20 protein-coding genes and 1 pseudogene are annotated in these 25,100 nt (G+C 70.5%); 13 read left to right on the top strand and 8 right to left on the bottom strand.

Annotated elements, in window-relative coordinates:
• Positions 1-91 precede the first annotated feature (91 nt).
• The 6 genes from ACIBI4_RS28470 (at position 92) to serA (ending at position 9,958) form a co-directional block, all read left to right on the top strand.
• Positions 92-1,030 carry a 2-hydroxyacid dehydrogenase gene (locus tag ACIBI4_RS28470; RefSeq protein WP_399206963.1) on the top strand — a complete coding sequence of 313 codons (939 nt, stop codon included), beginning with the start codon at positions 92-94 and terminating at the stop codon, positions 1,028-1,030.
• A 500-nt stretch (positions 1,031-1,530) separates the two neighbouring features.
• Positions 1,531-4,314, top strand: a complete 2,784-nt coding sequence (locus ACIBI4_RS28465; protein ID WP_399207141.1) for a putative bifunctional diguanylate cyclase/phosphodiesterase — start codon at positions 1,531-1,533, stop codon at positions 4,312-4,314.
• Positions 4,315-4,569: 255 nt separating this feature from the next.
• Positions 4,570-6,447, top strand: coding sequence for an acetolactate synthase large subunit (locus tag ACIBI4_RS28460; protein ID WP_399206962.1), 1,878 nt, complete (start codon positions 4,570-4,572; stop codon positions 6,445-6,447).
• A 32-nt stretch (positions 6,448-6,479) separates the two neighbouring features.
• The gene (gene ilvN, locus ACIBI4_RS28455) at positions 6,480-7,004 is read left to right on the top strand and encodes an acetolactate synthase small subunit (RefSeq protein ID WP_399206961.1); all 525 of its coding nucleotides are present in this window, start codon (positions 6,480-6,482) and stop codon (positions 7,002-7,004) included.
• 111 nt (positions 7,005-7,115) lie between these two features.
• A complete protein-coding gene (gene ilvC / locus ACIBI4_RS28450) occupies positions 7,116-8,114 on the top strand; it encodes a ketol-acid reductoisomerase (RefSeq protein ID WP_399206960.1) in 999 nt (332 codons plus the stop codon).
• Positions 8,115-8,353: 239 nt separating this feature from the next.
• Positions 8,354-9,958 (top strand): phosphoglycerate dehydrogenase, encoded by a 1,605-nt coding sequence (gene serA / locus ACIBI4_RS28445; protein ID WP_399206959.1) that lies wholly within the window; start codon positions 8,354-8,356, stop codon positions 9,956-9,958.
• A gap of 77 nt (positions 9,959-10,035) precedes the next feature.
• Here the strand turns inward: serA and ACIBI4_RS28440 are convergent, their stop codons facing one another.
• Together ACIBI4_RS28440 and ACIBI4_RS28435 are read right to left on the bottom strand one after the other, a co-directional pair.
• Positions 10,036-11,319, bottom strand: a complete 1,284-nt coding sequence (locus tag ACIBI4_RS28440; RefSeq protein WP_399207140.1) for a M28 family metallopeptidase — start codon at positions 11,317-11,319, stop codon at positions 10,036-10,038.
• A gap of 242 nt (positions 11,320-11,561) precedes the next feature.
• Positions 11,562-13,139 carry an MFS transporter gene (locus ACIBI4_RS28435; RefSeq protein WP_399206958.1) on the bottom strand — a complete coding sequence of 526 codons (1,578 nt, stop codon included), beginning with the start codon at positions 13,137-13,139 and terminating at the stop codon, positions 11,562-11,564.
• Between the two features lie 97 nt (positions 13,140-13,236).
• Here ACIBI4_RS28435 and ACIBI4_RS28430 point away from each other — a divergent pair, with 97 nt between their 5' ends.
• On the top strand, positions 13,237-13,824 hold the full coding sequence (locus ACIBI4_RS28430; RefSeq protein WP_399206957.1) for a TetR/AcrR family transcriptional regulator: 588 nt from the start codon (positions 13,237-13,239) through the stop codon (positions 13,822-13,824).
• 12 nt (positions 13,825-13,836) lie between these two features.
• On the opposite strand, the gene ACIBI4_RS28425 is transcribed toward ACIBI4_RS28430, so the two are convergent.
• The gene (locus ACIBI4_RS28425; RefSeq protein WP_399206956.1) at positions 13,837-15,018 is read right to left on the bottom strand and encodes a PucR family transcriptional regulator; all 1,182 of its coding nucleotides are present in this window, start codon (positions 15,016-15,018) and stop codon (positions 13,837-13,839) included.
• A gap of 193 nt (positions 15,019-15,211) precedes the next feature.
• Here ACIBI4_RS28425 and ACIBI4_RS28420 point away from each other — a divergent pair, with 193 nt between their 5' ends.
• On the top strand, positions 15,212-16,138 hold the full coding sequence (locus ACIBI4_RS28420; protein WP_399206955.1) for a proline dehydrogenase family protein: 927 nt from the start codon (positions 15,212-15,214) through the stop codon (positions 16,136-16,138).
• A 50-nt stretch (positions 16,139-16,188) separates the two neighbouring features.
• Positions 16,189-17,820 carry an L-glutamate gamma-semialdehyde dehydrogenase gene (gene pruA / locus ACIBI4_RS28415; protein ID WP_399206954.1) on the top strand — a complete coding sequence of 544 codons (1,632 nt, stop codon included), beginning with the start codon at positions 16,189-16,191 and terminating at the stop codon, positions 17,818-17,820.
• A gap of 95 nt (positions 17,821-17,915) precedes the next feature.
• Here the strand turns inward: pruA and ACIBI4_RS28410 are convergent, their stop codons facing one another.
• On the bottom strand, positions 17,916-18,146 hold the full coding sequence (locus tag ACIBI4_RS28410) for a hypothetical protein (protein ID WP_399206953.1): 231 nt from the start codon (positions 18,144-18,146) through the stop codon (positions 17,916-17,918).
• A 169-nt stretch (positions 18,147-18,315) separates the two neighbouring features.
• On the opposite strand from ACIBI4_RS28410, the gene ACIBI4_RS28405 reads away from it, so the two are divergent.
• Together ACIBI4_RS28405 and ACIBI4_RS28400 are read left to right on the top strand one after the other, a co-directional pair.
• Positions 18,316-19,026 carry a tyrosine-protein phosphatase gene (locus ACIBI4_RS28405; protein WP_399206952.1) on the top strand — a complete coding sequence of 237 codons (711 nt, stop codon included), beginning with the start codon at positions 18,316-18,318 and terminating at the stop codon, positions 19,024-19,026.
• Between the two features lie 63 nt (positions 19,027-19,089).
• Positions 19,090-19,392, top strand: a complete 303-nt coding sequence (locus ACIBI4_RS28400; protein WP_399206951.1) for an NIPSNAP family protein — start codon at positions 19,090-19,092, stop codon at positions 19,390-19,392.
• Positions 19,393-19,399: 7 nt separating this feature from the next.
• On the opposite strand, the pseudogene ACIBI4_RS28395 reads toward ACIBI4_RS28400, so the two are convergent.
• The 3 genes and pseudogenes from ACIBI4_RS28395 to ACIBI4_RS28385 form a co-directional block, all read right to left on the bottom strand.
• A pseudogene (locus tag ACIBI4_RS28395) lies at positions 19,400-20,011 on the bottom strand (lysophospholipid acyltransferase family protein); the annotation flags it as partial.
• On the bottom strand, positions 20,008-20,853 hold the full coding sequence (locus ACIBI4_RS28390) for a phosphatidate cytidylyltransferase (protein ID WP_399206950.1): 846 nt from the start codon (positions 20,851-20,853) through the stop codon (positions 20,008-20,010). The pseudogene ACIBI4_RS28395 and the gene ACIBI4_RS28390, both read right to left, overlap by 4 nt.
• Positions 20,850-21,497, bottom strand: a complete 648-nt coding sequence (locus ACIBI4_RS28385) for a CDP-alcohol phosphatidyltransferase family protein (RefSeq protein WP_399206949.1) — start codon at positions 21,495-21,497, stop codon at positions 20,850-20,852. The genes ACIBI4_RS28390 and ACIBI4_RS28385 overlap by 4 nt, the downstream gene beginning before the upstream one ends.
• Before the next feature lie 368 nt (positions 21,498-21,865).
• Between ACIBI4_RS28385 and ACIBI4_RS28380 the strand changes: the two genes are divergently transcribed.
• Positions 21,866-22,000 carry a hypothetical protein gene (locus tag ACIBI4_RS28380; protein WP_399206948.1) on the top strand — a complete coding sequence of 45 codons (135 nt, stop codon included), beginning with the start codon at positions 21,866-21,868 and terminating at the stop codon, positions 21,998-22,000.
• 27 nt (positions 22,001-22,027) lie between these two features.
• Here the strand turns inward: ACIBI4_RS28380 and ACIBI4_RS28375 are convergent, their stop codons facing one another.
• Positions 22,028-23,620: a purple acid phosphatase family protein gene (locus ACIBI4_RS28375; protein WP_399206947.1), complete on the bottom strand. Its 1,593-nt coding sequence runs from the start codon at positions 23,618-23,620 to the stop codon at positions 22,028-22,030.
• A gap of 180 nt (positions 23,621-23,800) precedes the next feature.
• Here ACIBI4_RS28375 and ACIBI4_RS28370 point away from each other — a divergent pair, with 180 nt between their 5' ends.
• Positions 23,801-24,841 (top strand): 3-isopropylmalate dehydrogenase, encoded by a 1,041-nt coding sequence (locus ACIBI4_RS28370; protein WP_399206946.1) that lies wholly within the window; start codon positions 23,801-23,803, stop codon positions 24,839-24,841.
• Positions 24,842-25,100: the final 259 nt, after the last annotated feature.

The raw sequence follows: 25,100 nt of genomic DNA, 5'->3' as shown, positions 1-25,100 counted from the left end.
GCCTGTGCCTCCCCTTCAACAGCCGCGCCCCAAAGTAACCCCTCACCTCCCGAACCCTCCGCCCAGCCCTGCGCGGTTTAGCCTCCTGACCATGACCACAGACGTTTGGCTCCCCTTTCCCGCGGACGAGATCGAAGGCCTGCCCGGCGGGCTCGGCTATCACTTCTGGGACGGTGCGGCGGAGTTCCCGGCCGATCCGGCCGACTGCGCCTTCTATGTCGTCCCCTATATGAAGGGCCCCGAGATCGCCGTACGCCCCCTGCCGCACATGCGGTCGGTGCAGGCCGTGCAGACGCTCTCGGCAGGCGTCGACCATGTGCAGGGCGGCCTGCACGCGCTGCGGCCGGGCGTGCGGCTCTGCAACGCGAAGGGCGTGCACGAGGCCTCGACCGCCGAGCTGACCCTCGCCCTCATCCTCGCCTCACTGCGCGGCATCCCCGGATTCGTGGAGGGGCAGCGGCAGGAGGAGTGGCGCTCCGGTTTCTACCCCGCGCTCGCCGACAAGTCCGTCCTCATCGTCGGCTACGGATCGATCGGCGCCGCGATCGAGGACCGGCTCGCTCCGTTCGAATGCGCGCGGGTGGCGCGCGTCGCGCGCTCCGCCCGCACCACGGAGCGCGGCCCCGTGCATCCGCTCGGCGAACTGCCCGCACTGCTCCCCGAAGCCGACGTCGTGATCCTGTCCACGCCCCTCACGGACGCCACCCGCCACCTGGCCGACGCCGAGTTCCTTGCGAGGATGAAGGACGGCGCCCTGCTGGTGAACGTCGCGCGCGGCCCCGTCGTCGCCACGAAGGCCCTGCTCGCGGAGCTGGAGGCGGGCCGTATCCGCGCCGCCGTCGACGTCACCGACCCCGAACCGCTGCCCGCGGGACACCCGCTGTGGCATGCGCCGGGCCTGCTCATCAGCCCTCATGTCGGCGGCTCCACCTCGGCGTTCGAGCCGCGCGCCAAGCGCCTCCTCGCGAGCCAGCTCACCCGCTTCGCGGCCGGCGAACCCCTTGCCAACGTCGTCCTCACCACCGAGTAGCGAGCACGCACCCCGCTCCCCGAGGCACACGCACCGCACACCCCAAGTCAATCGAACACCCCACACAGCGACCGAAGTTCGGACACACTGCACACCAGATGTACGGAGCGCCCCCACTTCCGTACGCTCTGCAACATTTCCCCAACTCCAGGCTCCTGCAAGGCCTCTCGTCGTCACGGAGAGTAGAGGAAGTATGTCCCTGAGTGACGAGACTGGTGTATCGTCCCGATTGGGGCGGCGCCGTGCACTGTTCGGCGCCGGGAAGGGACCGGGTGCACCGGGATACGCCGGGGACACACGCAAGGCACCGAAATGCGAGGGGGGCGACGGGCGATGCACGGCCTATGGACGATCATTCCGACGCGGCAGGACCGCCGGCGGCGGCCCTCGCATGCGCCGACCGGCGGCAGACCGCTGAGCGGCCGGCCGTCCGCGAGCCGACGGGCACCGTGGCCGACGAGGCCGGTCCGGGCGGCGCGGTGAGCACCCCGGGGGCGCTGATGGTCCGCACTGCCGCACCTGTGGGCGGCAAGGCGGGGCTGGTGTCCCAGCTGACCCTCGCGCTGGTCTGCGCGGGCTATGCGATCGGCTCGGCCCTCGGCTGGGGCTCCCAGCAACTCGCCTTGATCATGGGCGACTTCGGGCTCAGTGTCGCCGCGGCCACCGCGGCCGTCTCCTGCTTCCTCTACGGACGCGGTCACGAGAGCCGTTTTCGACCCGCCTGGCTCCTGTTCGCCCTCTCCTCCGCGATGGCCGCCTGCGGCAACGCGATCTGGGGCTGGTACGAGGTGGTGCTCGGCGTGGAGGTGCCGAGCCCCAGCATTGCCGACCTGTTCTTCCTCTGCTTCGCGCCGCCCGCCATCGTCGGCCTGCTCGTGCTCGCCAAGCGGCCCGTCTCACGGGCCGGCTGGGTCTGCCTCGGCCTCGACGCCTGGCTGATCGGCGGCTCGCTGCTCACCCTCTCCTGGAGCCTGGCCCTCGCGCACAACTCGCAGCCGGCCGGCGGCAGCGTCCCGCACGCGGCGCTCGACCTCGCCTATCCGCTGCTGGACATCGTCCTCGTGAGCATGGTCCTCGCCCTGCACTTCCGCCGCTCGTCGGCCAACCGCTCGGCGATCAACACGGCGATCGCCGCCCTCGCGCTCACCGTCCTGTGCGACGCGCTGTTCACCTCGCCGCTCCTGCGGGCCACCTACCGCTCGGGCGAGCTGCTCGACGCGGGCTGGTTCGCCGGCTCGCTCCTCCTCGCGTACGCGCCGTGGGTGTCGACCCGCGGGCCCGCGGTCGAGCATCCCCGCGTGGCGCGGCGGGTGACACGCGGCCGGCTCGGCTCGCTCTCCGCGCTGACGCCCTATCTGGCCGCCGCTGTCTGCACGTTGGGGATCCTTTACAACACGCTCAACGGCCGCAGCGTCGACCGCGTCGTCCTCTTCACGGCCTGCACCGTGGTCCTCGCCCTGGTCGTACGGCAGGCGATCATGCTCGTCGACAACATCACGCTCACTCAGGAGCTGGCCCAGAAGGAGAACCACTTCCGGTCCCTGGTCCAGGGCTCGAGCGACGTCATCATGATCGCCGCGCCCAGCGGGATACTGCACTACGTCAGCCCGGCCGCCTCCGGCGTCTGGGGACGCAACGCCGAGGAGCTCAAGGGCTCCGAGCTGGCCGATCTGATCCACCCCGAGGACCTCGGCCGCGTGGCCCACGAGATCCGCCGCTTCCTGACCGCGGGACCGCTCGAAGAACCCACCACCCGCATCGAATGCCGCTTCAAATCCGGCACGGGGGACTGGCTGAACGTCGAGTCCACCGTCAACCGCCACCAAGGCGGCGGCCTGCTCTTCAACAGCCGTGACGTCACCGAACGGGTGCGCCTGCAGGCCCAGTTGCAGCACAACGCGGAGCACGACCCGCTCACCGACCTGCCCAACCGCGCACTGTTCACCAAGCGCGTCGGACAGGCCCTGCACGGCCGCCGCGCCACCGACCGGGGCACCGCGGTGCTCTTCATCGACCTCGACGGCTTCAAGGCGGTCAACGACCGGCTCGGCCACCAGGCGGGCGACGACCTGCTCGTCCAGGCCGCCCGCCGCCTCGCCGACTCCGTCCGCCAGAGCGACACCGCGGCCCGCCTCGGCGGCGACGAGTTCGCGGCCCTGATCGTCGGCGACGGCACCCGCGACACCGCCGCCCGCGAGCGCCACATCCAGGAGCTCGCCGACCGCCTGCGCCTCACGCTCTCGCAGCCCTACGAGGTGGACGGCAGCGGGGTCCGCGTCGCCGCCTCCATCGGTGTCGCCTTCGCCGAGCCGGGCATCTCCGCGGGCGATCTGCTGCGCAACGCGGACCTGGCGATGTACCGCGCGAAGGCTGCCGGAAAGGGCCGCGTGGTGATGTTCGCGCCCCAGATGAAGGCCGAGGTCGTACGGAAGGCGGAGCTTGCCACCCGGCTTCGATCGGCCCTGCACGAGGGCGAGTTCGCGCTGCTCCACCAGCCCGTCGTACGGCTCGACAGCGGGCGGATCACCGCGGTCGCCGCCCAGGCGCGCTGGCGCAGCGCCCAGGGCATCCTGTTCACACCGGCCGAGTTCCTGCGGGTCTCCGAGGACAACGACCGCACCGCCGAGCTCGGCCGCTGGCTCCTTGAGGAGGCCGTCGAGCAAGCTGCCGAGCGCGGTGCCTCCGGCCATGCGGTCCCCGTGTCCGTACGCATCAGCGCGGCCCGCATCCTGGACCGCTCGGTGCCCCTCGGCACCGTGGAAGCGCTCCTGACCCGCCACGGGCTCCCGTCGGGCGCCCTGATCATCGAGCTCGCCGACCACGACCCACGCATCCCGCTGGACGAGCTGGAGCGCCGTCTCACGGCCCTGCACCGGCTCGGCGTCCGGATCGCCCTGGACGGCTTCGGCAACGGCTTCGCGGCCATCACCGCACTGCGCCGCCTCCCCGTCGACGTACTGAAACTCGACCGCTCGCTCGTCGAGGGCGTGGTCGAGTCCGCCCGCCTGCACAAGATCACCAGCGGTCTGCTGAAGATCGCCGGGGATCTCGGGCTGCAGTCCGTCGCGGAGGGCGTCGATCTTCCGGAGCAGGTGGTGGCGCTGCGCGCGATGGGCTGTACGCACGCACAGGGCATGGCCTTCTCCGGGCCGCTCGACGAGTACCGGCTGCGGCGGGCGCTGACCGCCGGCCACTACCCGCTGCCGCGCGGACCGATCGAGCCTGTGTTCGCAGGGGGGACGGTTGTCCGCTCACATAATGAGACGGCTGTCCCACCCACTTGACAGTCCCTGGGCGCTGGAGGGAGGGTCAGTGCCATGCGCACCCGAATTCTCGTACTTGGAAAGCGCGTCGGCTGAAGCTGAGCCGCTAGGAACGAACCTAGACCGCTCAGCGAACGCACCCGACGCGCTCCCCTCGCTTGCCTCCGGGCACGAGGGGTTTTTTGTTGCACAGGCACCGCCCATAAGGGCACATAAGCATCACCCCCCAGCGTCAGAACCCCGCATAACCACCCTCAGCTTCGAGAAGAGACGCCGATGACCGAGCAGGCCACCGGGGCCCATCCGCAGCCGCGGCCCCGATCCTCTGGACAGCAGCAGACCGCCACCGTCGAGCACCTGACGGGCGCGCAGTCCCTTATTCGTTCGCTCGAGGAAGTCGGGGCCGAGACGGTATTCGGTATCCCCGGCGGTGCGATCATGCCCGCCTACGACCCGCTGATGGACTCCACGAAGGTCCGGCACATCCTGGTCCGCCACGAGCAGGGCGCAGGCCACGCCGCAACGGGTTACGCGCAGGCCACCGGCAAGGTCGGTGTCTGCATGGCGACGTCGGGCCCGGGCGCCACCAACCTGGTGACCCCGATCGCCGACGCGCACATGGACTCGGTGCCGCTGGTCGCCATCACCGGCCAGGTCTCCTCCAAGGCGATCGGTACCGACGCCTTCCAGGAAGCCGACATCGTGGGCATCACGATGCCGATCACGAAGCACAACTTCCTCGTCACCCGCGCCGAGGACATCCCGCACACGATCGCCGAGGCCTTCCACATCGCCTCGACCGGCCGCCCGGGCCCCGTCCTCGTCGACATCGCCAAGGACGCGCTCCAGGCGAAGACCACCTTCAGCTGGCCGCCGCAGACCGACCTGCCCGGCTACCGCCCGGTGACCAAGCCGCACGCCAAGCAGATCCGCGAGGCCGCGAAGCTGATCACCCAGGCCAAGCGCCCGGTCCTCTACGTCGGCGGCGGCGTCCTCAAGGCGCACGCCACGGCCGAGCTGAAGGTCCTCGCCGAACTCACCCAGGCGCCCGTCACCACCACCTTGATGGCCCTGGGCGCGTTCCCCGACAGCCACCCGCTGCACGTGGGAATGCCGGGCATGCACGGTGCGGTCACCGCCGTCACCGCGCTGCAGAAGGCCGACCTGATCGTCGCCCTCGGCGCCCGCTTCGACGACCGCGTCACCGGCAAGCTGGACTCCTTCGCCCCGTACGCGAAGGTCGTGCACGCCGATATCGACCCCGCCGAGATCGGCAAGAACCGCACGGCCGACGTGCCGATCGTGGGCGACGCCCGCGAGGTCATCGCCGACCTGGTGCAGGCGATCCAGGCCGAGTACACCGACGGCAACACCGGCGACTACAGCGCCTGGTGGGAGGACCTGAACCGCTGGCGCGAGACCTACCCGCTCAGCTACGACCAGCCCGAGGACGGCTCGCTCGCCCCGCAGCAGGTCATCGAGCGGATCGGCAGGCTCGCCCCGGAGGGCACGATCTTCGCCGCGGGCGTCGGCCAGCACCAGATGTGGGCCGCGCACTTCATCGACTACGAGCAGCCCGCGACCTGGCTCAACTCCGGCGGCGCCGGAACCATGGGCTACGCGGTCCCGGCCGCGATGGGCGCGAAGGCCGGCCGGCCGGACCGTACGGTCTGGGCGATCGACGGCGACGGCTGCTTCCAGATGACCAACCAGGAGCTGGTCACCTGCGCGCTGAACAACATCCCGATCAAGGTCGCCATCATCAACAACGGCGCCCTCGGCATGGTCCGTCAGTGGCAGAACCTGTTCTACGACGGCCGCTACTCCAACACCGTCCTGCACGCCGAGGACACCGGTGAGAACACCGGCTCCCAGCGCGGCGCCAGTGCGGGTGAGCGCAAGGGCACCCGAGTCCCGGACTTCGTGAAGCTGTCCGAGGCCATGGGCTGTGTCGCCCTGCGCTGCGAGGACCCCGCCGAGCTCGACGCCGTCATCCAGAAGGCGAACGAGATCAACGACCGTCCCGTCGTCATCGACTTCATCGTCCACGAGGACGCCCAGGTGTGGCCGATGGTCGCCGCCGGCACCTCCAACGACGAGGTCATGGCCGCCCGGGGCGTCCGCCCCGACTTCGGCGACGGCGCGGACGACTGAGAACCGAGAGACGGAATAGGAAGACAGACGCCATGTCCAAGCACACGCTCTCCGTTCTCGTCGAGAACACGCCCGGCATCCTGGCCCGGATCGCCGCCCTGTTCTCCCGGCGCGGTTTCAACATCGACTCGCTCGCGGTCGGTGTCACCGAGCACCCCGACATCTCCCGCATCACCATCGTGGTGAACGTCGAGGACCTGCCGCTCGAACAGGTCACCAAGCAGCTCAACAAGCTCGTCAACGTGCTGAAGATCGTCGAGCTGGAGGCCGGCCAGGCCGTCGCCCGTGAACTCGTTCTGGTGAAGGTTCGCGCCGACAACGAGACCCGCTCGCAGATCGTCGAGATCGTGCAGCTGTTCCGCGCCAAGACCGTGGACGTCTCGCCCGAGGCGGTCACCGTCGAGGCCACCGGATCCAGCGACAAGCTGGAGGCCATGCTCAAGATGCTGGAGCCCTTCGGCATCAAGGAGCTCGTCCAGTCCGGCACCATCGCCATCGGCCGCGGCTCGCGCTCCATCACGGACCGCTCGCTGCGCGCGCTCGACCGCAGCGCGTAGCACCGCGACCCGCAGCGGTCCGGCCGCGGACCGCATCGTAAGACCGTCAGACCCCTTTCCCCCGCCCGCCGTACGGTGGGACGCAACACCAGTACACCGAGGAGATTTCCAGTGGCCGAGCTGTTCTACGACTCCGACGCCGACCTGTCCATCATCCAGGGCCGCAAGGTCGCGGTCATCGGATACGGCAGCCAGGGCCACGCCCACGCGCTGTCGCTGCGTGACTCGGGCGTGGACGTCCGCGTCGGTCTGCACGAGGGCTCCAAGTCCAAGGCGAAGGCCGAGGAGGAGGGCCTGCGTGTGGTCACGCCCGCCGAGGCCGCCGCCGAGGCCGACGTCATCATGATCCTCGTCCCGGACCCGATCCAGGCCAAGGTCTACGAGGAGTCCATCAAGGACAACCTCAAGGACGGCGACGCCCTGTTCTTCGGCCACGGCCTGAACATCCGCTTCGACTTCATCAAGCCCCCGGCCGGCGTCGACGTCTGCATGGTCGCCCCCAAGGGCCCGGGCCACCTGGTCCGCCGCCAGTTCGAGGAGGGCCGCGGCGTTCCGTGTATCGCGGCGGTCGAGCAGGACGCCTCGGGCAACGCCTTCGCGCTCGCCCTGTCGTACGCCAAGGGCATCGGCGGCACCCGCGCCGGCGTCATCAAGACCACCTTCACCGAGGAGACCGAGACCGACCTGTTCGGTGAGCAGGCCGTCCTGTGCGGTGGCGCCTCCGCGCTGGTCAAGGCGGGCTTCGAGACGCTGGTCGAGGCCGGCTACCAGCCCGAGATCGCGTACTTCGAGTGCCTGCACGAGCTGAAGCTCATCGTCGACCTCATGTACGAGGGCGGCCTGGAGAAGATGCGCTGGTCGATCTCCGAGACCGCCGAGTGGGGCGACTACGTCACCGGCCCGCGGATCATCACGGACCAGACCAAGGCCGAGATGAAGAAGGTCCTCGGCGAGATCCAGGACGGCACCTTCGCCAACAACTGGATGAAGGAGTACGAGGCCGGCCTGCCGAAGTACAACGAGTACAAGAAGCAGGACGAGAGCCACCTCCTGGAGACCACCGGCAAGGAGCTGCGCAAGCTCATGAGCTGGGTCGACACCGAGAAGTAAGACGTACGGCGTGAGGGCCGGACCTCAGGGTCCGGCCCTCACGCGTACCACTGGACACTCTGGCCAATCTCGTACGGGTGATCCTTCCGCTCCGGCGGAGAAGGGGTCGTTCGACCCCACTACACTGCTCAACTACATACGCGTCAGGCCCACAGCGTCGTGCGTCTTCCACGCGGCAAGCCACTCCACCGCCTACGGCCACGGGACGGCCGTCTGCACTGGAACATGTGAGGACTCACGTGAGCACTGCTGCCACCGGCAAACCTGTCGTACTCATCGCTGAAGAGCTGTCGCCCGCGACCGTCGACGCGCTCGGTCCGGACTTCGAGATCCGCCACTGCAACGGCGCCGACCGGGCCGAGCTCCTGCCCGCCATCGCCGACGTCGACGCGATCCTCGTCCGCTCCGCCACGAAGGTCGACGCGGAGGCCATCGCCGCCGCCAAGAAGCTGCGGGTCGTCGCCCGTGCCGGCGTCGGTCTCGACAATGTCGACGTCTCCGCCGCCACCAAGGCCGGCGTCATGGTCGTCAATGCGCCGACCTCCAACATCGTCACCGCAGCCGAGCTCGCCTGCGGCCTCCTGATCGCCACCGCGCGCAACATCCCGCAGGCCAACACCGCGCTGAAGAACGGCGAGTGGAAGCGCTCGAAGTACACGGGCGTCGAGCTCAGCGAGAAGACCCTCGGTGTCGTCGGCCTCGGCCGCATCGGTGTCCTGGTCGCCCAGCGCATGTCGGCCTTCGGTATGAAGGTCGTCGCCTACGACCCGTATGTACAGCCCGCGCGCGCCGCCCAGATGGGCGTGAAGCTGCTGGCCCTCGACGAGCTGCTCGAGGTCGCCGACTTCATCACCGTGCACCTGCCCAAGACCCCCGAGACCCTCGGCCTCATCGGCGACGAGGCGCTGCACAAGGTCCAGCCGCACGTGCGCATCGTGAACGCCGCGCGCGGCGGGATCGTCGACGAGGCCGCGCTGTACTCGGCGCTCAAGGAGGGCCGCGTCGCCGGCGCCGGTCTCGACGTGTACGCGAAGGAGCCCTGCACCGACTCCCCGCTGTTCGAGCTCGACCAGGTCGTCTGCACCCCGCACCTGGGCGCGTCCACGGACGAGGCGCAGGAGAAGGCCGGTATCGCCGTCGCCAGGTCGGTGCGCCTCGCGCTCGCCGGTGAGCTCGTGCCGGACGCGGTGAACGTCCAGGGCGGCGTCATCGCCGAGGACGTCCGTCCGGGTCTGCCGCTCGCCGAGAAGCTCGGCCGGATCTTCACCGCGCTCGCCGGTGAGGTCGCGGTCCGCCTCGATGTCGAGGTCTGCGGTGAGATCACGCAGCACGACGTCAAGGTGCTCGAACTCTCCGCGCTCAAGGGCGTGTTCGAGGACGTCGTGGACGAGACGGTGTCGTACGTCAACGCGCCGCTGTTCGCGCAGGAGCGCGGTGTCGAGGTGCGACTGACCACGAGCTCCGAGTCGCCGGACCACCGCAATGTGGTCACCGTGCGCGGCACGCTCTCGGGCGGCGACGAGGTGTCGGTCTCCGGCACGCTCGCCGGTCCCAAGCACCACCAGAAGATCGTCGGCATCGGCGAGCACGAGATCGAGCTGGCCCTCGCGGACCACATGGTCGTGCTGCGCTACGCGGACCGTCCCGGTGTCGTCGGCACCGTCGGCCGGGTGCTCGGCGAGGCGGGTCTCAACATCGCGGGCATGCAGGTCTCGCGCGCCGAGGAAGGCGGCGAGGCCCTCGCCGTCCTGACCGTGGACGACACGGTGCCGGCCGGTGTCCTGACCGAGCTGTCCGCCGAGATCGGCGCGACGTCGGCCCGCTCGGTGAACCTGGCGGAGTAGTTCTCACGGGGAGGGGCCCGGGTCACCGTAGACGGTGACCCGGGCCCTTTTGCGTACCTGCGTCGGAGTGCCCGAGGTCAGAAGGTCAGCTTCCAGCCGTTGATCCGGCCGGTGTCGTACGTGGCCACATCCTGGACGCGCAGCTTCCAGTCGCCGTTCGCCGCCTCCGCGGAGGCGTTCACGGTGTACGTGGCCACCACGTTGTCCGCCGAGTCGTTGGCCGAGGAGTTCTTCAGCCGGTACGCCGTGCCGTCCGGCGCGATCAGATCGACGACCAGGTCACCCCGCCAGGTGTGCGTGATGTCCACACCCGCCTTCAGGGTCGCGGGAGCGTTCCCCGTACGGCCGGTGACGGCGACGGTGGAGGTGACGGCCGCACCGTTGTCGGGAATCGCGACGTCGGTGGTGTTCTCGTAGGTGTCGCCGGGCGGAACGGTCGGCTCGGTGCCGAGGGTCCAGATCGCGTGGGCGATGGCGTCGCTGTTGCGGTCCAGGGCCGTGTCGTTGATGTTGGCCGTGCCGTCGCAGGACGAGTGGTAGCAGCGGTCGAAGGCCTGTCCGGCCGTACCGCCCCACTTCTGGGCCTGGGCACTGGACTTGGTGTTGCTCGCGCCGGTGAACAGACCGCCGACGGGGATGCCGACGTTCTTGAACGAGGCGTGGTCGGAGCGGCCGTCGCCCTCGGTCTCGATCTCGGTCGGTACGCCGAGGCCCGCGAAATAGTCCTTGAAGGTCTGCTCGATGACCGGGTCGTCGTCGTAGACGAAGTAGCCGGGGTTGGGCGAGCCGATCATGTCGAAGTTCAGATAGCCGCTGACCTTCGAACGTTCCGCGGACGGCAGGTTGTTGACGTAGTGCCGTGAGCCGAGCAGGCCCAGCTCCTCGGCTCCCCACCAGGCGAACCGCAGATGCTTGGTGGGCTGGAGCTGCGCGCGGGAGACGGCGAGTGCCGTCTCCAGGACGGCGGCCGAGCCGGAGCCGTTGTCGTTGATGCCGGGGCCCGAGCTGACGCCGTCGAGATGGGCGCCGGCCATCAGGACGGCGTTCGGGTCGCCGCCCGGCCAGTCGGCGATCAGGTTGTAGCCGGTGGCGCCGCTCGCCGTGAACTGCTGTACGGAGGTGGTGAATCCGGCCGCGTCCAGCTTGGCCTTCACGTAGTCGAGGGATGCCTTGTAGCCGGGGCGGCCGTGGGCGCGGTTGCCGCCGTTGGCCGAGGCTATGGAACCCAGCTGGGTCAGATGGGCCTTGACGTTGGCGAGCGGGATGTCGGGGGCGGCGAGCGCCGCCGGTGCGGGCGCCGCGGCCGCCGACGGGGCCAGGGAGGCGAACAGGCCGCCGAGGGCGAGGACGGCGCAGGCCATCAGGCGTCTGGGGGTGCGTGAGGTACCGGGAACGGAGAGTTTCATGTGGGGCTCCGAATTCGATCCGTGCACGACAGGACGGAACGTACGAGGCGCCCCGCGGCCGTGTGACCGCGGGGCGCTGGAGCTGTGCATGATGCGCATCCGCATGGTGGGGCGTCAGATGAGGGAGCGTCAAGAGCGAGAATCGGACGGGCTGTTCCGGATTCCGAACGATCTCCGAAGGGGTCAGAAACGGGCTCTCAGGCGTGGACGTGGCCGAGGTCGTGCTCCACGGTCCCGGCGGCCGGCTCCTCGACCCGCACCCGCACCTTCCGCAGGGTCACCACCGCGGTGGCCGCGGCCACCAGGAGGACGCTCACGCCCACCATCGCGGCCACGTGCATCCCGTTCGTGAAGGCCTCACGGGCCGCCACGAGGAGGGCGTCGCCCGCCTTGCCGGGCAGGGACTGGGCGACGGCGACCGCTCCGCCGAGGGTCTCGCGGGCCTCGGCCGGGGCGGAGGACGGGACCTGTGCGTGGTAGACCGCGTTGCCGATCGAGCCGAGCAGCGCCATGCCCATCGCGCCGCCGAACTCGTTGCCCGTCTCCAGGAGCGAGGACGCGCTGCCCGCCTTCTCGGCCGGGGCCGCGCCCAGCGCCAGGTCGGTGAGCACCGCGCCGATGATGACCGCGCCGCAGGCCAGGACGCCCGCCGCGAGGAGCACGGTCCACAGCGAGTCCGTGTCCACCAGGAGCAGCAGCGCGAACCCGGTGGCCGAGGTGACGAAGCCGGTGCCCACGATGGTGGCGCGGTTCACGCCGCGCTGGACCAGAAGCGTCGCGACCGGCGCCGCGCCACCGATGAGCACCGAGGGGAGCAGGGCCCAGAGGGCCGCCTCCATCGCGGACTTGCCGAGCACCGACTGCAGGTACTGCGTGGTGAAGAACGCCGAGCCCATCATCGCGACCGAGGAGATCAGGTTCAGCGTGACGGCCGAGCCGAAGCCGGTGCGGCCGCGGAACAGGTCCGGCGAGATCATCGGCGAGGCCGAGGTGCGCTGACGCTGCACGAACAGGGCGGCGAAGACGAGGCCGACGGCCACCCACACGACGTACGCGATCTCGAAGCCCTCGGCCGCGAACTCCTTCAGGCCGTAGACGACCGGCAGGACCGCGGCCATGGACAGGGGCACGCCGAGCCAGTCGAAGCGCCCGGGGGCCGGGTCCTTGAACTCGGGGATCAGGACCGGCGCGAGGATCAGCAGCATGGCCATCGCGGGCAGGTTGACCAGGAAGACCGAGCCCCACCAGAAGTGCTCGACGAGGACACCGCTCATCACGGAGCCGAGCGCGATGCCCGAGACCATCACGGCCTGCCAGATGCCGATCGCCTTCGCCCGTTCACCGGCGTTCTTGAACATGTTCCTGACCAGGGCCATCGTCGACGGCATCAGGGTCGCGCCGCCGATCCCGAGCAGCGCGCGGGCCGCGATCAGCATCTCGGCGCTCTGTGCGTAGGCCGCGAGGACGGAGGCCGCGCCGAAGGCGGTGGCGCCGAAGAGCAGCAGCTTGCGGCGCCCGATGCGGTCGCCGATCGAGCCCATGGTCATCAGCAGGCCGGCCAGGACGAACGCGTAGATGTCGAACATCCACAGCTGCTGGGTGCCGGACGGGTCCAGGTCGGCGGTGATCTGGGGGATGGCGAAGTACAGGACCGAGACGTCCATCGAGACCAGCATCAGCGGCAGCATCAGCACGCCAAGTGCGGTCCATTCCTTGCGGGTTGCCCGCTCGTCTGCCGGGCCGTGCGGCTGAGTGGTGCTCGGTGAGTTCGTCATGCCAGTGACTGTACGGACGTATTAAACGGTTGTCTAGTACGACTGTGTAAAACGTTCGTCTTGTACGGTCGTCTGCGTGCTGGGTACCCTGTCCGGCATGGGACACCGTGAGGATCTGCTCGAAGGCGCGAAGCGCTGTCTGCTGGCCAAGGGCTTCGTGCGCACGACCGCGCGCGACATCGTGAAGGAGTCGGGGACGAACCTCGCGTCCATCGGCTACCACTACGGCTCGAAGGACGTACTGCTCGCGGAGGCGTACATCGCGCTGGTCGAGCACGCGTCCGAGGGCTTCGACGGCGACCCGGACGCGGGCTTCACGACACCGCCCGGCTCGCTCGAACGCTTCGAGGAGGTCTGGGCCGGCGTCATCGCGACGGTGCGCGAGCCCGACTCGGTGTGGCGGCTCAGCATCGAGATCATCGCGATGGGCGACCAGATGCCCGCGGTACGGGACTACTTGGCGAAGGCGCAGGCCGAAGGCGGCCGCGGCTTCATCGCGATGCTGATGGGCGTCGAGGAGCCGACCGTCTCCGACGACGAGGTCGCGACGACGGGCAAGTTCCTGACGACGCTGATGACCGGGCTGATCGCGCAGTACTCCTTCGCGCCGGACACGGCGCCGAGCGCGCAGGAGCTCACGGAGGGCCTGCGCCGCGTGATCAAGGTCGCGGACTCCGCCCCGTGACGCCCGCTGCTCTCAACTGCCCTGCAGGCGGGCTGCCTTGAGGGCCATGTGGAGCAGCAGCCGGTCCTCGCCGTTGTCCAGGTCGAGGCCGGTGAGCTGCTCGATGCGGGAGATCCGGTAGTAGAGGGTCTGCCGGTGGATGCCGAGCGCGGCGGCCGTCCGGCCCGCCTGGCCCGCGTGGTCGAGGAACACCTCGGCGGTGTGGGCGAGTTCGGGGTGCCGCAGCAGGGCGGTGACGGCCGGGTCCTGCGCGGCGCCCGCGGGCAGCGCGGTCAGCAGCCGGTACGGCCCGAGCGCCGCCCACTCCGCCATGGCGGGTTCACCGGTCGTACGGGACGGCTTGCCCGGTTCGGACAGGTGGCGGGCGGTCGCGGTACGGGCCGCGGCGCGCGCCTCGCGCCAGGCGTCGGGCAGCTCGGCGAGCCCGCGCCGCACACCGCCGATGCCCGCGGCCGCGCCCGCGGGAGACGACGCGAGCAGGCGGGTCGCTACGGTGCGGGCCGGGTCCAGGGCGTCCGTCGCGCGGACCCGGACGAGGGCGGCGAAGGCCGGGGGTTCGTCCGCGTCGGCGGCGGGCGGAACCGAGCAGACGGCCACGGTGCCGGGGACCCGGGCGGCACCGGTGCCCGTGCCCGGCCAGGGGGTGACGCAGACGACCGCGAGCAGGTCGTCGGCGCCGGGTCCGAGGGCGGCCCGCAGCGCGGCGACCGCCATGTCCCGCTGCCAGCCCCGGCCGCTGGTCAGGACGGCCCGCAGCTCCCGCGCCACGTCCTCGCCGGCGCTCGCCTCGTCCGCGAGCAGCACGCCGATGCGTTCGGTGACGTCCATGGCGGCGGTCAGTTGCCCGGCGGTCGGCCCCGGGTCGGTGTCGAGCAGCCAGACGTACCCGTGCACGACGTTGCGGTGCCGTACGGGAAGGCAGATCCGGGCGGTGAGCACGCCCGCGTCCGGGGCGGCGGGAATCCGTACGGGCTCGGTGGCCCGGGCGATCCCGAAGCCCTCGAACCAGGCGCGGACGGCGGCGGTCGACTTCCGCGTCAGGATCGACCGGGTCCGTACGGGGTCCATCTCGACGCCGTCGTCACTGTCGTGCGCACCGAAGGCGATCAGCCGGAAGTCCCGGTCCTCGAGGGTGGCGGGTGCGCCGAGGAGCGTGGAGATCTCATCGACCAGGTCCTGGTAGTCGCCTTTCACGGGGTCCATTGTGCGGGCAGACACGGCTTCGTACAGATGTATGAGATCCACGGCATGGATGCGTGACACCTGTAGATGGCCCCCATTCAGCGCGAAACTTAAGTTTCACGGAGGTTCTCCGTGCCGTTCCCGGATCGTTGACGTTTCCTGGTGCGGCACCCCTGACCCCCCCCGCAAAAATGGAGGTGCCCCCGTGCTGGGTCCCGTGATCCTCGCCGCGTCGCGCAGCGACAAGATGCGTCGTTTTGTCTCCGCCGCCCCGGGCACCAAGCAGGTCGTCGACCGCTTCATCGCCGGTGAGAGCGTCGACCAGGTCATCCCGATCGTCCAGGCGACCGCGGCCAAGGGCCTTGAGGTCACCCTGGACGTCGTGGGCGAGGACATCACCACGGTCGAGCAGTCGCATGCCGCGCGCGACGCGTACCTGGAGCTGGTCGAGCGGCTGAAGGACCTTGGCCTGGGCACCAAGGCCGAGATGTCCGTGAAACTCAGCATGTTCGGCCAGGCGCTGGAGGGCGGCCACGAGCTCGCGCTCTCCAACGTGCGCCCGGTCGTCGAGGCCGCCGCCGCCATCGGCACCACGGTCACCCTCGACGCCGAGGACCACACCACCCTCGACTCGATGTTCGCCATCCACGAGGAACTGCGGAAGGACTTCCCGCAGACCGGCTGTGTCATCCAGGCCTACCTCTTCCGCACCGAGGACGACGCCCGCCGCCTCGCCGCCGCCGGCTCCCGCGTCCGTATCGTCAAGGGCGCCTACAAGGAGCCCGCCGAGGTCGCGTACCAGGACAAGGGCGAGATCGACAAGGCGTACGTCCGCGTCCTGAAGATTCTGATGGAGGGCGACGGGTACCCGATGATCGGCTCCCACGACCCCCGCCTCATCGCCATCACCCAGGAGCTCGCCCGCCGCGCGGGCCGCAAGCTCGACGACTACGAGTTCCAGATGCTCTACGGCATCCGCAGCGAGGAGCAGGACCGCCTCGCGGCCGAGGGACACCGCATGCGTGTCTACACCGCGTACGGCACCGACTGGTACGGCTACTTCATGCGCCGCCTCGCCGAGAAGCCGGCCAACCTCCTCTTCTTCGCCCGCTCGATCCTCACCAAGGGCTGAGCCGGGCCCGGCCCGCAACCCCCACCCCTCATAAAGGAGTTACGAGACTCATGGACGCTGTGACCCAGGTCCCCACTCCCGTCAACGAGCCGGTGCACGGCTACGCTCCCGGCTCCCCCGAGCGCGCCCGCCTGGAGGCCAAGCTCAAGGAGCTGGCCGAGAACCCCATCGACCTCCCGATGACGATCAACGGTGAGAAGCGGATGGGCGGCGGCGAGCCGTTCCAGGTCGTGCAGCCGCACGACCACAAGTCCGTGCTCGGCACGTACCGCAACGCCACCCAGCAGGACGCCCAGGACGCGGTCGACGCCGCGCTCGCCGCCGCCCCGGCCTGGCGCGCGATGTCCTTCGACGACCGCGCCGCGATCATCCTGCGCGCCGCCGAGCTCCTGGCCGGCCCGTGGCGCGAGACCCTCGCCGCCTCGACCATGCTCGGCCAGTCGAAGACCGCCCAGCAGGCCGAGATCGACACCCCCTGTGAGCTCGTCGACTTCTGGCGCTTCAACGTGAAGTACGCCCGTGACCTGCTCGCCGAGCAGCCGCCGGCGAACTCCCCGGGTGTCTGGAACCGCCTCGACCACCGCCCGCTCGAAGGCTTCGTCTACGCGATCACGCCGTTCAACTTCACGGCCATCGCGGGCAACCTGCCGACCGCCCCCGCCCTCATGGGCAACGTGGTCGTCTGGAAGCCGTCCCCGACGCAGACCCACGCCGCCGTGCTGCTCATGCAGCTCCTGGAGGAGGCCGGTCTCCCCAAGGGCGTCATCAACCTCGTCACCGGTGACGGCCTCGCCGTCTCCGACGTGGCCCTTGAGCACCCGATGCTCGCGGGCATCCACTTCACGGGCTCGACCAAGACCTTCCAGCACCTGTGGAAGACGGTCGGCAGCAACATCGAGAAGTACCGCTCGTACCCGCGCATCGTCGGTGAGACCGGCGGCAAGGACTTCGTCGTCGCGCACCCCTCCGCCGACCGCGCGGTCCTGAAGACCGCCCTGACCCGCGGTTCCTTCGAGTTCCAGGGCCAGAAGTGCTCGGCCTCCTCGCGCGCCTACGTTCCGGCCTCCATCTGGAACTCCGGCTTCAAGGAGGAGTTCGCGGCCGAGGTCGACGGCATCACCATGGGCCCCGTCACGGACCTCGACAACTTCATGAGCGCCGTCATCGACGACCGCGCGTTCGCGAAGAACAAGGCCGCGATCGACCGCGCCGCCGCCGACCCGTCCTGCACGATCGTCGCGGGCGGCACGTACGACGACTCGGTGGGCTACTTCGTCCGCCCGACCGTCATCGAGTGCTCGGACCCGGCCAACGAGGTCTTCACGACCGAGTACTTCGGCCCGATCCTCGCGATCCACGTCTACGAGGACGAGGCGTACGACGAGATGCTGGCCCAGATGGAGTCCGTCTCGGCGTACGCCCTGACCGGCTCGATCATCGCCGGTGACCGTGCCGCCGCGGCCGACGCGATGGAGAAGCTCCGCTACGCGGCGGGCAACTTCTACATCAACGACAAGTCGACCGGCGCCGTCGTCGGCCAGCAGCCCTTCGGCGGCGGCCGCGCCTCCGGCACCAACGACAAGGCGGGCGCCCCGCAGAACCTGATGCGCTGGACGCTGACCCGCGCCATCAAGGAGACGCTGGTCGCACCGACGGACTACCGCTACCCGCACATGGGCTGACCCGAGCCCGAGGGCTGACGCCCCCACAGATCCCGCCTCCGTCCGGACCCCACAGCCGGGCGGGGGCGGTTTCCATTTTCCGGTTGCTCCCGCCGCTAGTCGGTGAGGTCCAGGGCGATGCGCAGGGTGCGAGACACAGCCGTCATCTCGTCGCCGCTGACGATGCCTACGTACTTGCCGCTCTGGATGGCCGAGGCCGTCAGCGTCATGATCTGTGTTCCGATCACGTCCCCGGCGACGGGCGAGGTGATCTTTGCGGACAGCAGGGTGTCAGGGGCTGTTCCCGTTGTGTCGACCAGGACGGTGACGGCCGTGCGCGGGAACACCGACAGAGCGGGATCCGCCTCGACGACAAGGAGCGTGTGGCCGCTCCTGCGGCCCGGGATCTCCCATACCTGACCACGCCTGAGCGGCGCAGCTTGTCTGACCCGTGGCCCCGTCCTTGGCGGGGGCCCGCCCGCAACCGCGCGCGGGCCGTCTGGCATCTTGCCCGGCATGACGACCACCATGGATCGCGATCTGCACTGGGACGGCTGCCACAACGTACGGGACCTCGGCGGGCTGGGCTCCGTCGCCCGCGGCGCGCTCGTACGTGCCGACGGAGTCGACAAGCTGACCGCGAAGGGCTGGGCGGCCGCGTACGACCACGGGATACGCACCGTGCTCGATCTCCGCGAGGCCGACGAGTACCAGGCCGACGCCGCGCTCCGCCCCGACGGCATCACCACCGTCCGTGTCGAGTTGGACGGCATGCAGGAGGACACCGCGTTCTGGGCCCGGTGGACCGAGGACTGGCGCTGGGGGACCCCGCGGTTCTACGCCCCGTTCATGGAACGCTTCCCGCACCGCGTCGCCGCCGCGGTGACGGCCGTGGCGCAGGCGGCACCCGGCGGCGTCGTCTTCCACTGCGCGGCCGGCCGCGACCGCACCGGCAACCTCGCCCTCGTCCTGCTCTCGCTGCTCGGCGCCTCGCCCGAGGACATCGCCGCCGACTACGTCCGCAGCGCGGCCAACATGCCCGCCCTCGAAGCCGCCACCGGCAAGCCGAGCCACCAGGACTTCATCGACGCCGCGTACGCCGAGCACGGCGCGACGCCCTACGCGGACATGCTCGTCGCCGCCCGGTCCCTGACCGCCGAACGGTACTTGCTGTCGGCGGGCCTCGACCCTGCCGCCCTCGAAGCCCTGCGCACCCGCGTCGCCTGACGTTCACTGCCCAGTTGATGCACGGGCGGTGACCCGTGGCCCCGTTGCGGGCATCATCACCGCATGATCACGATTCATCTGCGGTACGAGATCGACCCGGACCGGATCGCGGACTTCGAGGAGTACGGGCGGCGCTGGGTCGACCTCGTCAGCCGCTTCGGCGGATCCCATCACGGCTACTTCCTGCCCAGTGAGAGCGACAGCGACATCGCGTACGCGCTGTTCTCCTTCCCGAGCCTGGCCGCGTACGAGCGCTACCGGACCGACAGCATGGCCGACCCGGAGTGCCAGGAGGCCTTCGAGCTGGCCCGCAGGACCAAGTGCATCAGACGGTACGAGCGCCGCTTCCTGCGTCCCCTGGCCTGATCTCGCCGGCGAGCAGCGCCTCCACGGCGGCCCGTGCCTCGGCCGGGCCCGCCGTCGGGGCGAGCGGTGCGCCGATGCGTACCCGCAGACGCGTACGGCTCAACGAGCCGTGCTTCGGCAGCAGTTGACCCGTACCGAGCAGCGCCACGGGGACGACCGGCACCCGCGCGTGCTGCGCCAGGAGCAGTGCGCCGCGGTGGAAGCGGCCGAGTGCGCCGTCCGGGCCGCGGGTGCCCTCGGGGAAGAGGACGACCGCGTGGCCCCGGTGCAGCGCCTCGGTCATGGCGAGCAGATCGCCGAGCCCGCCGCCCGTGCGCCGTACGGGAAACCCGGCCGCGAGCCGGCGGCAGATCCGGCGGCGCCACGCGGTCGCGAACCAGTAGTCGGCGGCCGCGGCGATCCGGGGCGCATGGCGGGCGTCGAGGGCGGCGAGCAGCGCGGCCGTGTCGGCGTGCGAGGTGTGGTTGGCGATCACCACACAGCCGCCGCGCGGCAGCCGGCCCTCGCGCCGCACCCCGCCGGTCGCGGTGAGCGTCGCGCGCCACAGGGTCTTGCGCAGGCGGGCGGAGAGCCGCCGGGGGAGCGTGGGCAGATGGGCGCAGTGCGCCACGGGGCTCATCGCAACGTCACCCCTGCCGTCAGGAGCAGGGCCACGAGCAGGGAGTCGATACGGTCGAGCAGTCCGCCGAAGCCGGGCAGCCAGCTGCCCGCGTCCTTCACGCCCGCCTCGCGCTTGACCATCGATTCGAGCAGGTCGCCGAGGACGCAGCCGACGAGGACCGCGGCCCACAGGAGCGGGGTGAACGCGCCGAGCGCGGCGAGTGTGCCCGCCGTCGCCGCCGCGCAGCCGAGGACACCGGCCCATGTCTTGTTGGGGGAGAGCGGCGAGAGGGCCTTCGCGAGCGGGCCCCGCCGGCCGAGCGCCATACCGCCGCACCAGGCGCCCACGTCCCCGAAGGCCACGGCGACGCCGACGGCCAGGGCGGTGTCGCCGAGCAGGACGAGTGTGGTGAGGGCGAGCGGGATCCACGCGAGCGCGAACAGGGAACGGCTGGCCCGCGTGAACCCGGCCACCGCGTCGCCCGACAGAAGCGCCGGGAGCAGCGTGAGCAGACCGAGCCCGAGGGCGAGTTGGGGCAGCGGTGCGTCCGGGGCGCGCCACGCGAGGACGGGCAGGGCGACGGCGGTCAGCATCAGCACGGCCTGGTCGGCCCGGGTGAGCCGCGCCATCCGCCCGTACTCGGCGACCGCCACGACCCCGAGGACGGCCGCGAACACCGCGACCCCGCCGCGCCCGGCCACGAACGCGCCGAGGAACAGGGGCGCCGAGATCGCCCACGTACGCCACCGCCGGCGCAGTTCGGCTCGCATCCGCACCCGGGCCGGAAGCACCGCGACGGCGATCCCGGCCGCGCCGAGGACGCCGGCGACGAGGGGCAGGGCGCGGGAGAGGGCGCTCATCGGGAACCCGCCCGAGCCTTGTCGCGCGCGACATCCGCGTCGGCCGGAAGCGGCGCACCGGCTTCGGCCGCGTCCCCAAGCCTCCGCCACACCCACACCAGCCGCACCCCCGCCGTCACGGCCGACCCGGCGGCGATGACCGCGAGCACCGGCACGTACCAGCCGGTGGCGGCCGCGAGGACGACCAGCGCGCACCGCTCGGTCTTCCCGACTGGCCCGCCGTTGCGCCGGGGCGCACCCGCCGCCGCCCCCGCGAGCGCGACCCAGGACGGCAGCGTCGCCGCGAGGGCCGCGGCGGCGACCGGCCACGGAGGCGCCACGAAGAGGAAACCGGCGAGCATCAGCAGGTCCGCGAGGCGGTCGCCCAGTTCGTTGAGGACCGCGCCGCGCCGGGTGCACCGGCCGGTGTCGCGGGCCAGCGCGCCGTCCAGGTTGGCGAAGGCGAGCCGGGCGGCGAGGAGCACGGCGACCGGGAGCGCCGCGTACGGCGCGGGCAGCAGCCCGAGCGCCGCTGCCGCGAGGCCGGCGCACAGCACGCCGCACCACGTCAGCGTGTCCGGCGAGACGTCCCGCCGGACCAGCGCGGCACGGACGCTGGCCAGCCGGTCGGCGTACCAGGGCTTGAGAGCGTAGAGGCCGTTCATACGCCGACTGTCCCGCCGGGGCGGGATCCCGGGCACGGTGCGGGTACTCAAATGCGTCTGAGTACAAGGCACTTGGGCCGCGGCGGTCCCGGGCGGTGCGAGCCGCTCCGGTACGCCTGGAAACCAAACGTGAACCGGGCGGATTTTGCCTGCCGTCTCAGATACTAGGAAGTCCGAGTAATTGTGGAGACAGACCGGCTGACCTGTCCTAGCTTGGTAGGAGCCGAACGAATCGCTCGATCAAGCGAACGGCGGTCGTGAGCCGTGCCCCTATGCAGGCAACCCCTGCGGGCCTTTGCTCCCCGCCCCTCCGGCGTCTCGTAAACCCCTCATTTTCACGTACTCCACTCATGCCCCAAGGAGTCAGCATGTCCGAGACGACCGTCGCCGTCCGCCGTGTCCGCCACGTTTCGCGGACCGCCGAAGCCGAGCGCAAGAATGCCGCCGCCGCCCTCCAGCGCGCCCTCGACCGCAGGGACAACGGCGGCGCGGCCGGCCACTGAGGCCGGCCGCACCACCTGAAGCCGTTCCTACTTGCTGCGCACGATGTCGAAGTGGTCGATGCGCTCGCCGTTCTCGGCGAGCGCAGAGACCTTGAGGCGCGGGCTCGCCCCCGCGCTCGCTTCCACCGCGAGGAACGAGAAGCCGGTGTAGCGCACGCGCGACCACTCCACCGTGTCCGGGTCGGGCAGCCGCAGCTTCGTCCAGTGGAAGCTGAGGATCGACTCGCGATCGTCGACCGCGCCCTCGTAGCTGTCCTTCACGCCCACGGGGAAGCCATACAGGTCCTTGCCCGCGCCGCCCGCCGTCACGTACACGATGCCGTCGCGCGTCGGATCCGTGGTCTCCCCGATCGGGACGGGCTTGCCCACCTCGCCGCCCTTGATGGCATCGGTCCGCTCGTACACATGGTTGTGGCCGTTGATCACCAGGTCGACCTGGTGCTTCGTGAAGAGGCTCAGCCACGCGTCCCGTACCCCGCCGTCCGAGGCGTGCGTGGACGTCGAGTACATGCAGTGGTGGAAGAAGACCACGAGGAAGTCGATGTCCTTGCGGGCCCGCATCTCACCGAGCCGCTTGTCGAGCCACGCGGTCTGCTTGCCGTCGCTGTAGCCCTTGTTGGCCGGGATCTCGTACGAGACGTCGTTGGCGTCCAGCGCGACGACCCCGACGTTGCCGTACGCGAACGAGTAGACGCCGGGGGAGTTCTCCGGGTCGAAGCCGTTCTCCGGCAGCGACCAGCGTGCGGCCTGGCCGCCGTAGCCGTTCGGCGAGTACCAGGCCTCCATGTCGTGGTTGCCGGTCGTCACCATCCACGGCACGGACTTCGCGACCGTCTCCGTCTGCGCGAGGAACGTGTCCCACACGCGCGCGTCGTACGTGTCCGACTCCTTGCCGTGCCCGCTGCTGTCGGCGTAGCAGATGTCGCCGGCGTGCAGATGGAACGACGGGTTCTGACCCAGGATCACCTGGTCGTTGGCGAGCGCGTGGTAGCTGACGCCCTGGTCGCCGAAGGCCGTGAAGACGAACTTCTCGGGGGCGGCGGGGGCGGTACGGAACGTGCCGAGCGTGCCGAGGCGGTGCGGGTCGCCCGGGTCGAAGCCCGCGTGGCCGACGCCGTAGTAGTACGTGGTGCCGGGCTTGAGGCCGTCGAGCGCGACGTGCAGGTAGTACTGGTCGACCTCGGGGAGCTTCCGGCCGAGCGAGGGCGTGTGCAGCGTGCGCACCTCGGCCTCGAACTTGCGGCTCAGCTCCCACGGCGTGAGTCCCACGCGCAGATACGGGCTCTTCACCGCGAAGGGGACCTGCCAGCTGACCCGCATCTGCGTCTTCGGGTCGGCGCCGAAGGCGAGATGGCGGCCGAAGGGGGCGACGAGCGAGCCGTCCACCTTCGCGGTCGCGGCGTCGGTGGCCAGGGTGGGGGAGGGCGAGGCGTTCGCGGTCCCGCTGATCAGCGCACCCGCCGTGCCCGCGGCACCGGCGGCGACGAGTCCGCCGGCGAGGGCGGTGCGGCGGCTGACCTTGGGCCGGGCGTGCCGCTCGCGCAGGTATTCGTGTTGTTCGGCCATGCTCATCCGCGCGGCGAGCTGCTCGGGGATCCCCACTCGGGGCGTCTCACTCATGCGGGAGAACTTCCCAGTAACTTCCAACTTCCGCCAGACCCTCGGGTGAACAGATGGGGGTTCGGGGGCGTCAGCCCCCGAAACTCCCACCGCCGCGGAGCGGCGGAGCAGCCCCGGACCGAAGGTCCGAATGCTGGACACCCCATGTCAACAGCTGGGACCACGAGTACGGTGACAACCATGTCTCGACGCATCAATCTCGCAGTCATCCCCGGCGACGGCATCGGCCAGGAGGTCGTAGCCCAGGGCCTCAAGGTCCTCCGCGCCGTGCTCGAGCAGGACGTGAAGCTCGAGACGCAGGAGTACGACTTCGGCGCCAAGCGCTACCACGCCACCGGCGAGACCCTCACCGACGCCGACCTCGAACAGCTGAAGGCGCACGACGCCATCCTGCTCGGCGCGATCGGCGACCCGAGCGTCCCGAGCGGCGTCCTGGAGCGCGGCTTCCTCCTGAAGCTGCGGTTCGCCTTCGACCACCACGTCAACCTCCGCCCGAGCAAGCTGCTTCCGGGCGTCGGCACCCCCCTCGCGGGCCAGCCGGAGATCGACTTCGTGGTCGTCCGCGAGGGCACCGAGGGCCCGTACACCGGCAACGGCGGCACCATCCGCAAGGGCACCCCGCACGAGGTCGCCACCGAGGTCTCGGTCAACACGGCCTTCGGTGTCGAGCGCGTGGTGCGCGACGCCTTCGCCCGCGCCCAGGCCCGCCCCCGCAAGAAGATCACGCTCGTGCACAAGAACAACGTGCTCGCGTACGCCGGTCACCTGTGGACCAACGTCTTCAACGAGGTGGCCAAGGACTTCCCCGACGTCACCACCGACTACATCCACGTCGACGCCGCGACCATCTACCTGGTCACCGACCCCGGCCGCTTCGACGTGATCGTCACCGACAACCTCTTCGGCGACATCATCACCGACCTCGCCGCTGCCGTCTCCGGCGGCATCGGCGTCGCCGCCTCCGGGAACATCAACCCGAGCGGCGACTTCCCCTCGATGTTCGAGCCCGTCCACGGCTCCGCCCCTGACATCGCGGGCCAGGGCAAGGCCGACCCGTCCGCCACCGTGCTCTCGGTCGCCCTGCTCCTGCGCCACCTCGGATACGAGGGCGAAGCCGCCCGTATCGAGGAGGCCGTCGCGGCCGACCTGGCAGAACGCGGCACCAGCACCCGTACCACCGAAGAAATCGGCGACGCCCTCGCCGTACGCGTAGCCGGCTGACCCGACGGCATCGCACGCACACAGGAGCCGCCGGGCCGCCCGCACAGGGCACCCGGCGGCTTCTCGTATCCGCCGCCGGGTGTCACCATCGAGCCCTGGGCCGCGTCACATCCGCATCCCACCCGTTTCGCCCACAGCCGCCTCCGGGCGATAATCGAACGTGGGGCCGCGGAATGCGGGGTACAGCAAGCGTCAGTCCTCCGGGACCGGATCATTCCCGGAGACCGGACGCGAGCGCGGTCCGTCACACACGAAACCG

It is taken from the genome of Streptomyces sp. NPDC050418 (assembly GCF_044458745.1).
Lineage (GTDB): Bacteria > Actinomycetota > Actinomycetes > Streptomycetales > Streptomycetaceae > Streptomyces.
Note: the sequence above shows the minus strand (reverse complement) of the source record. Positions and strands in the feature narration are given on the sequence as shown.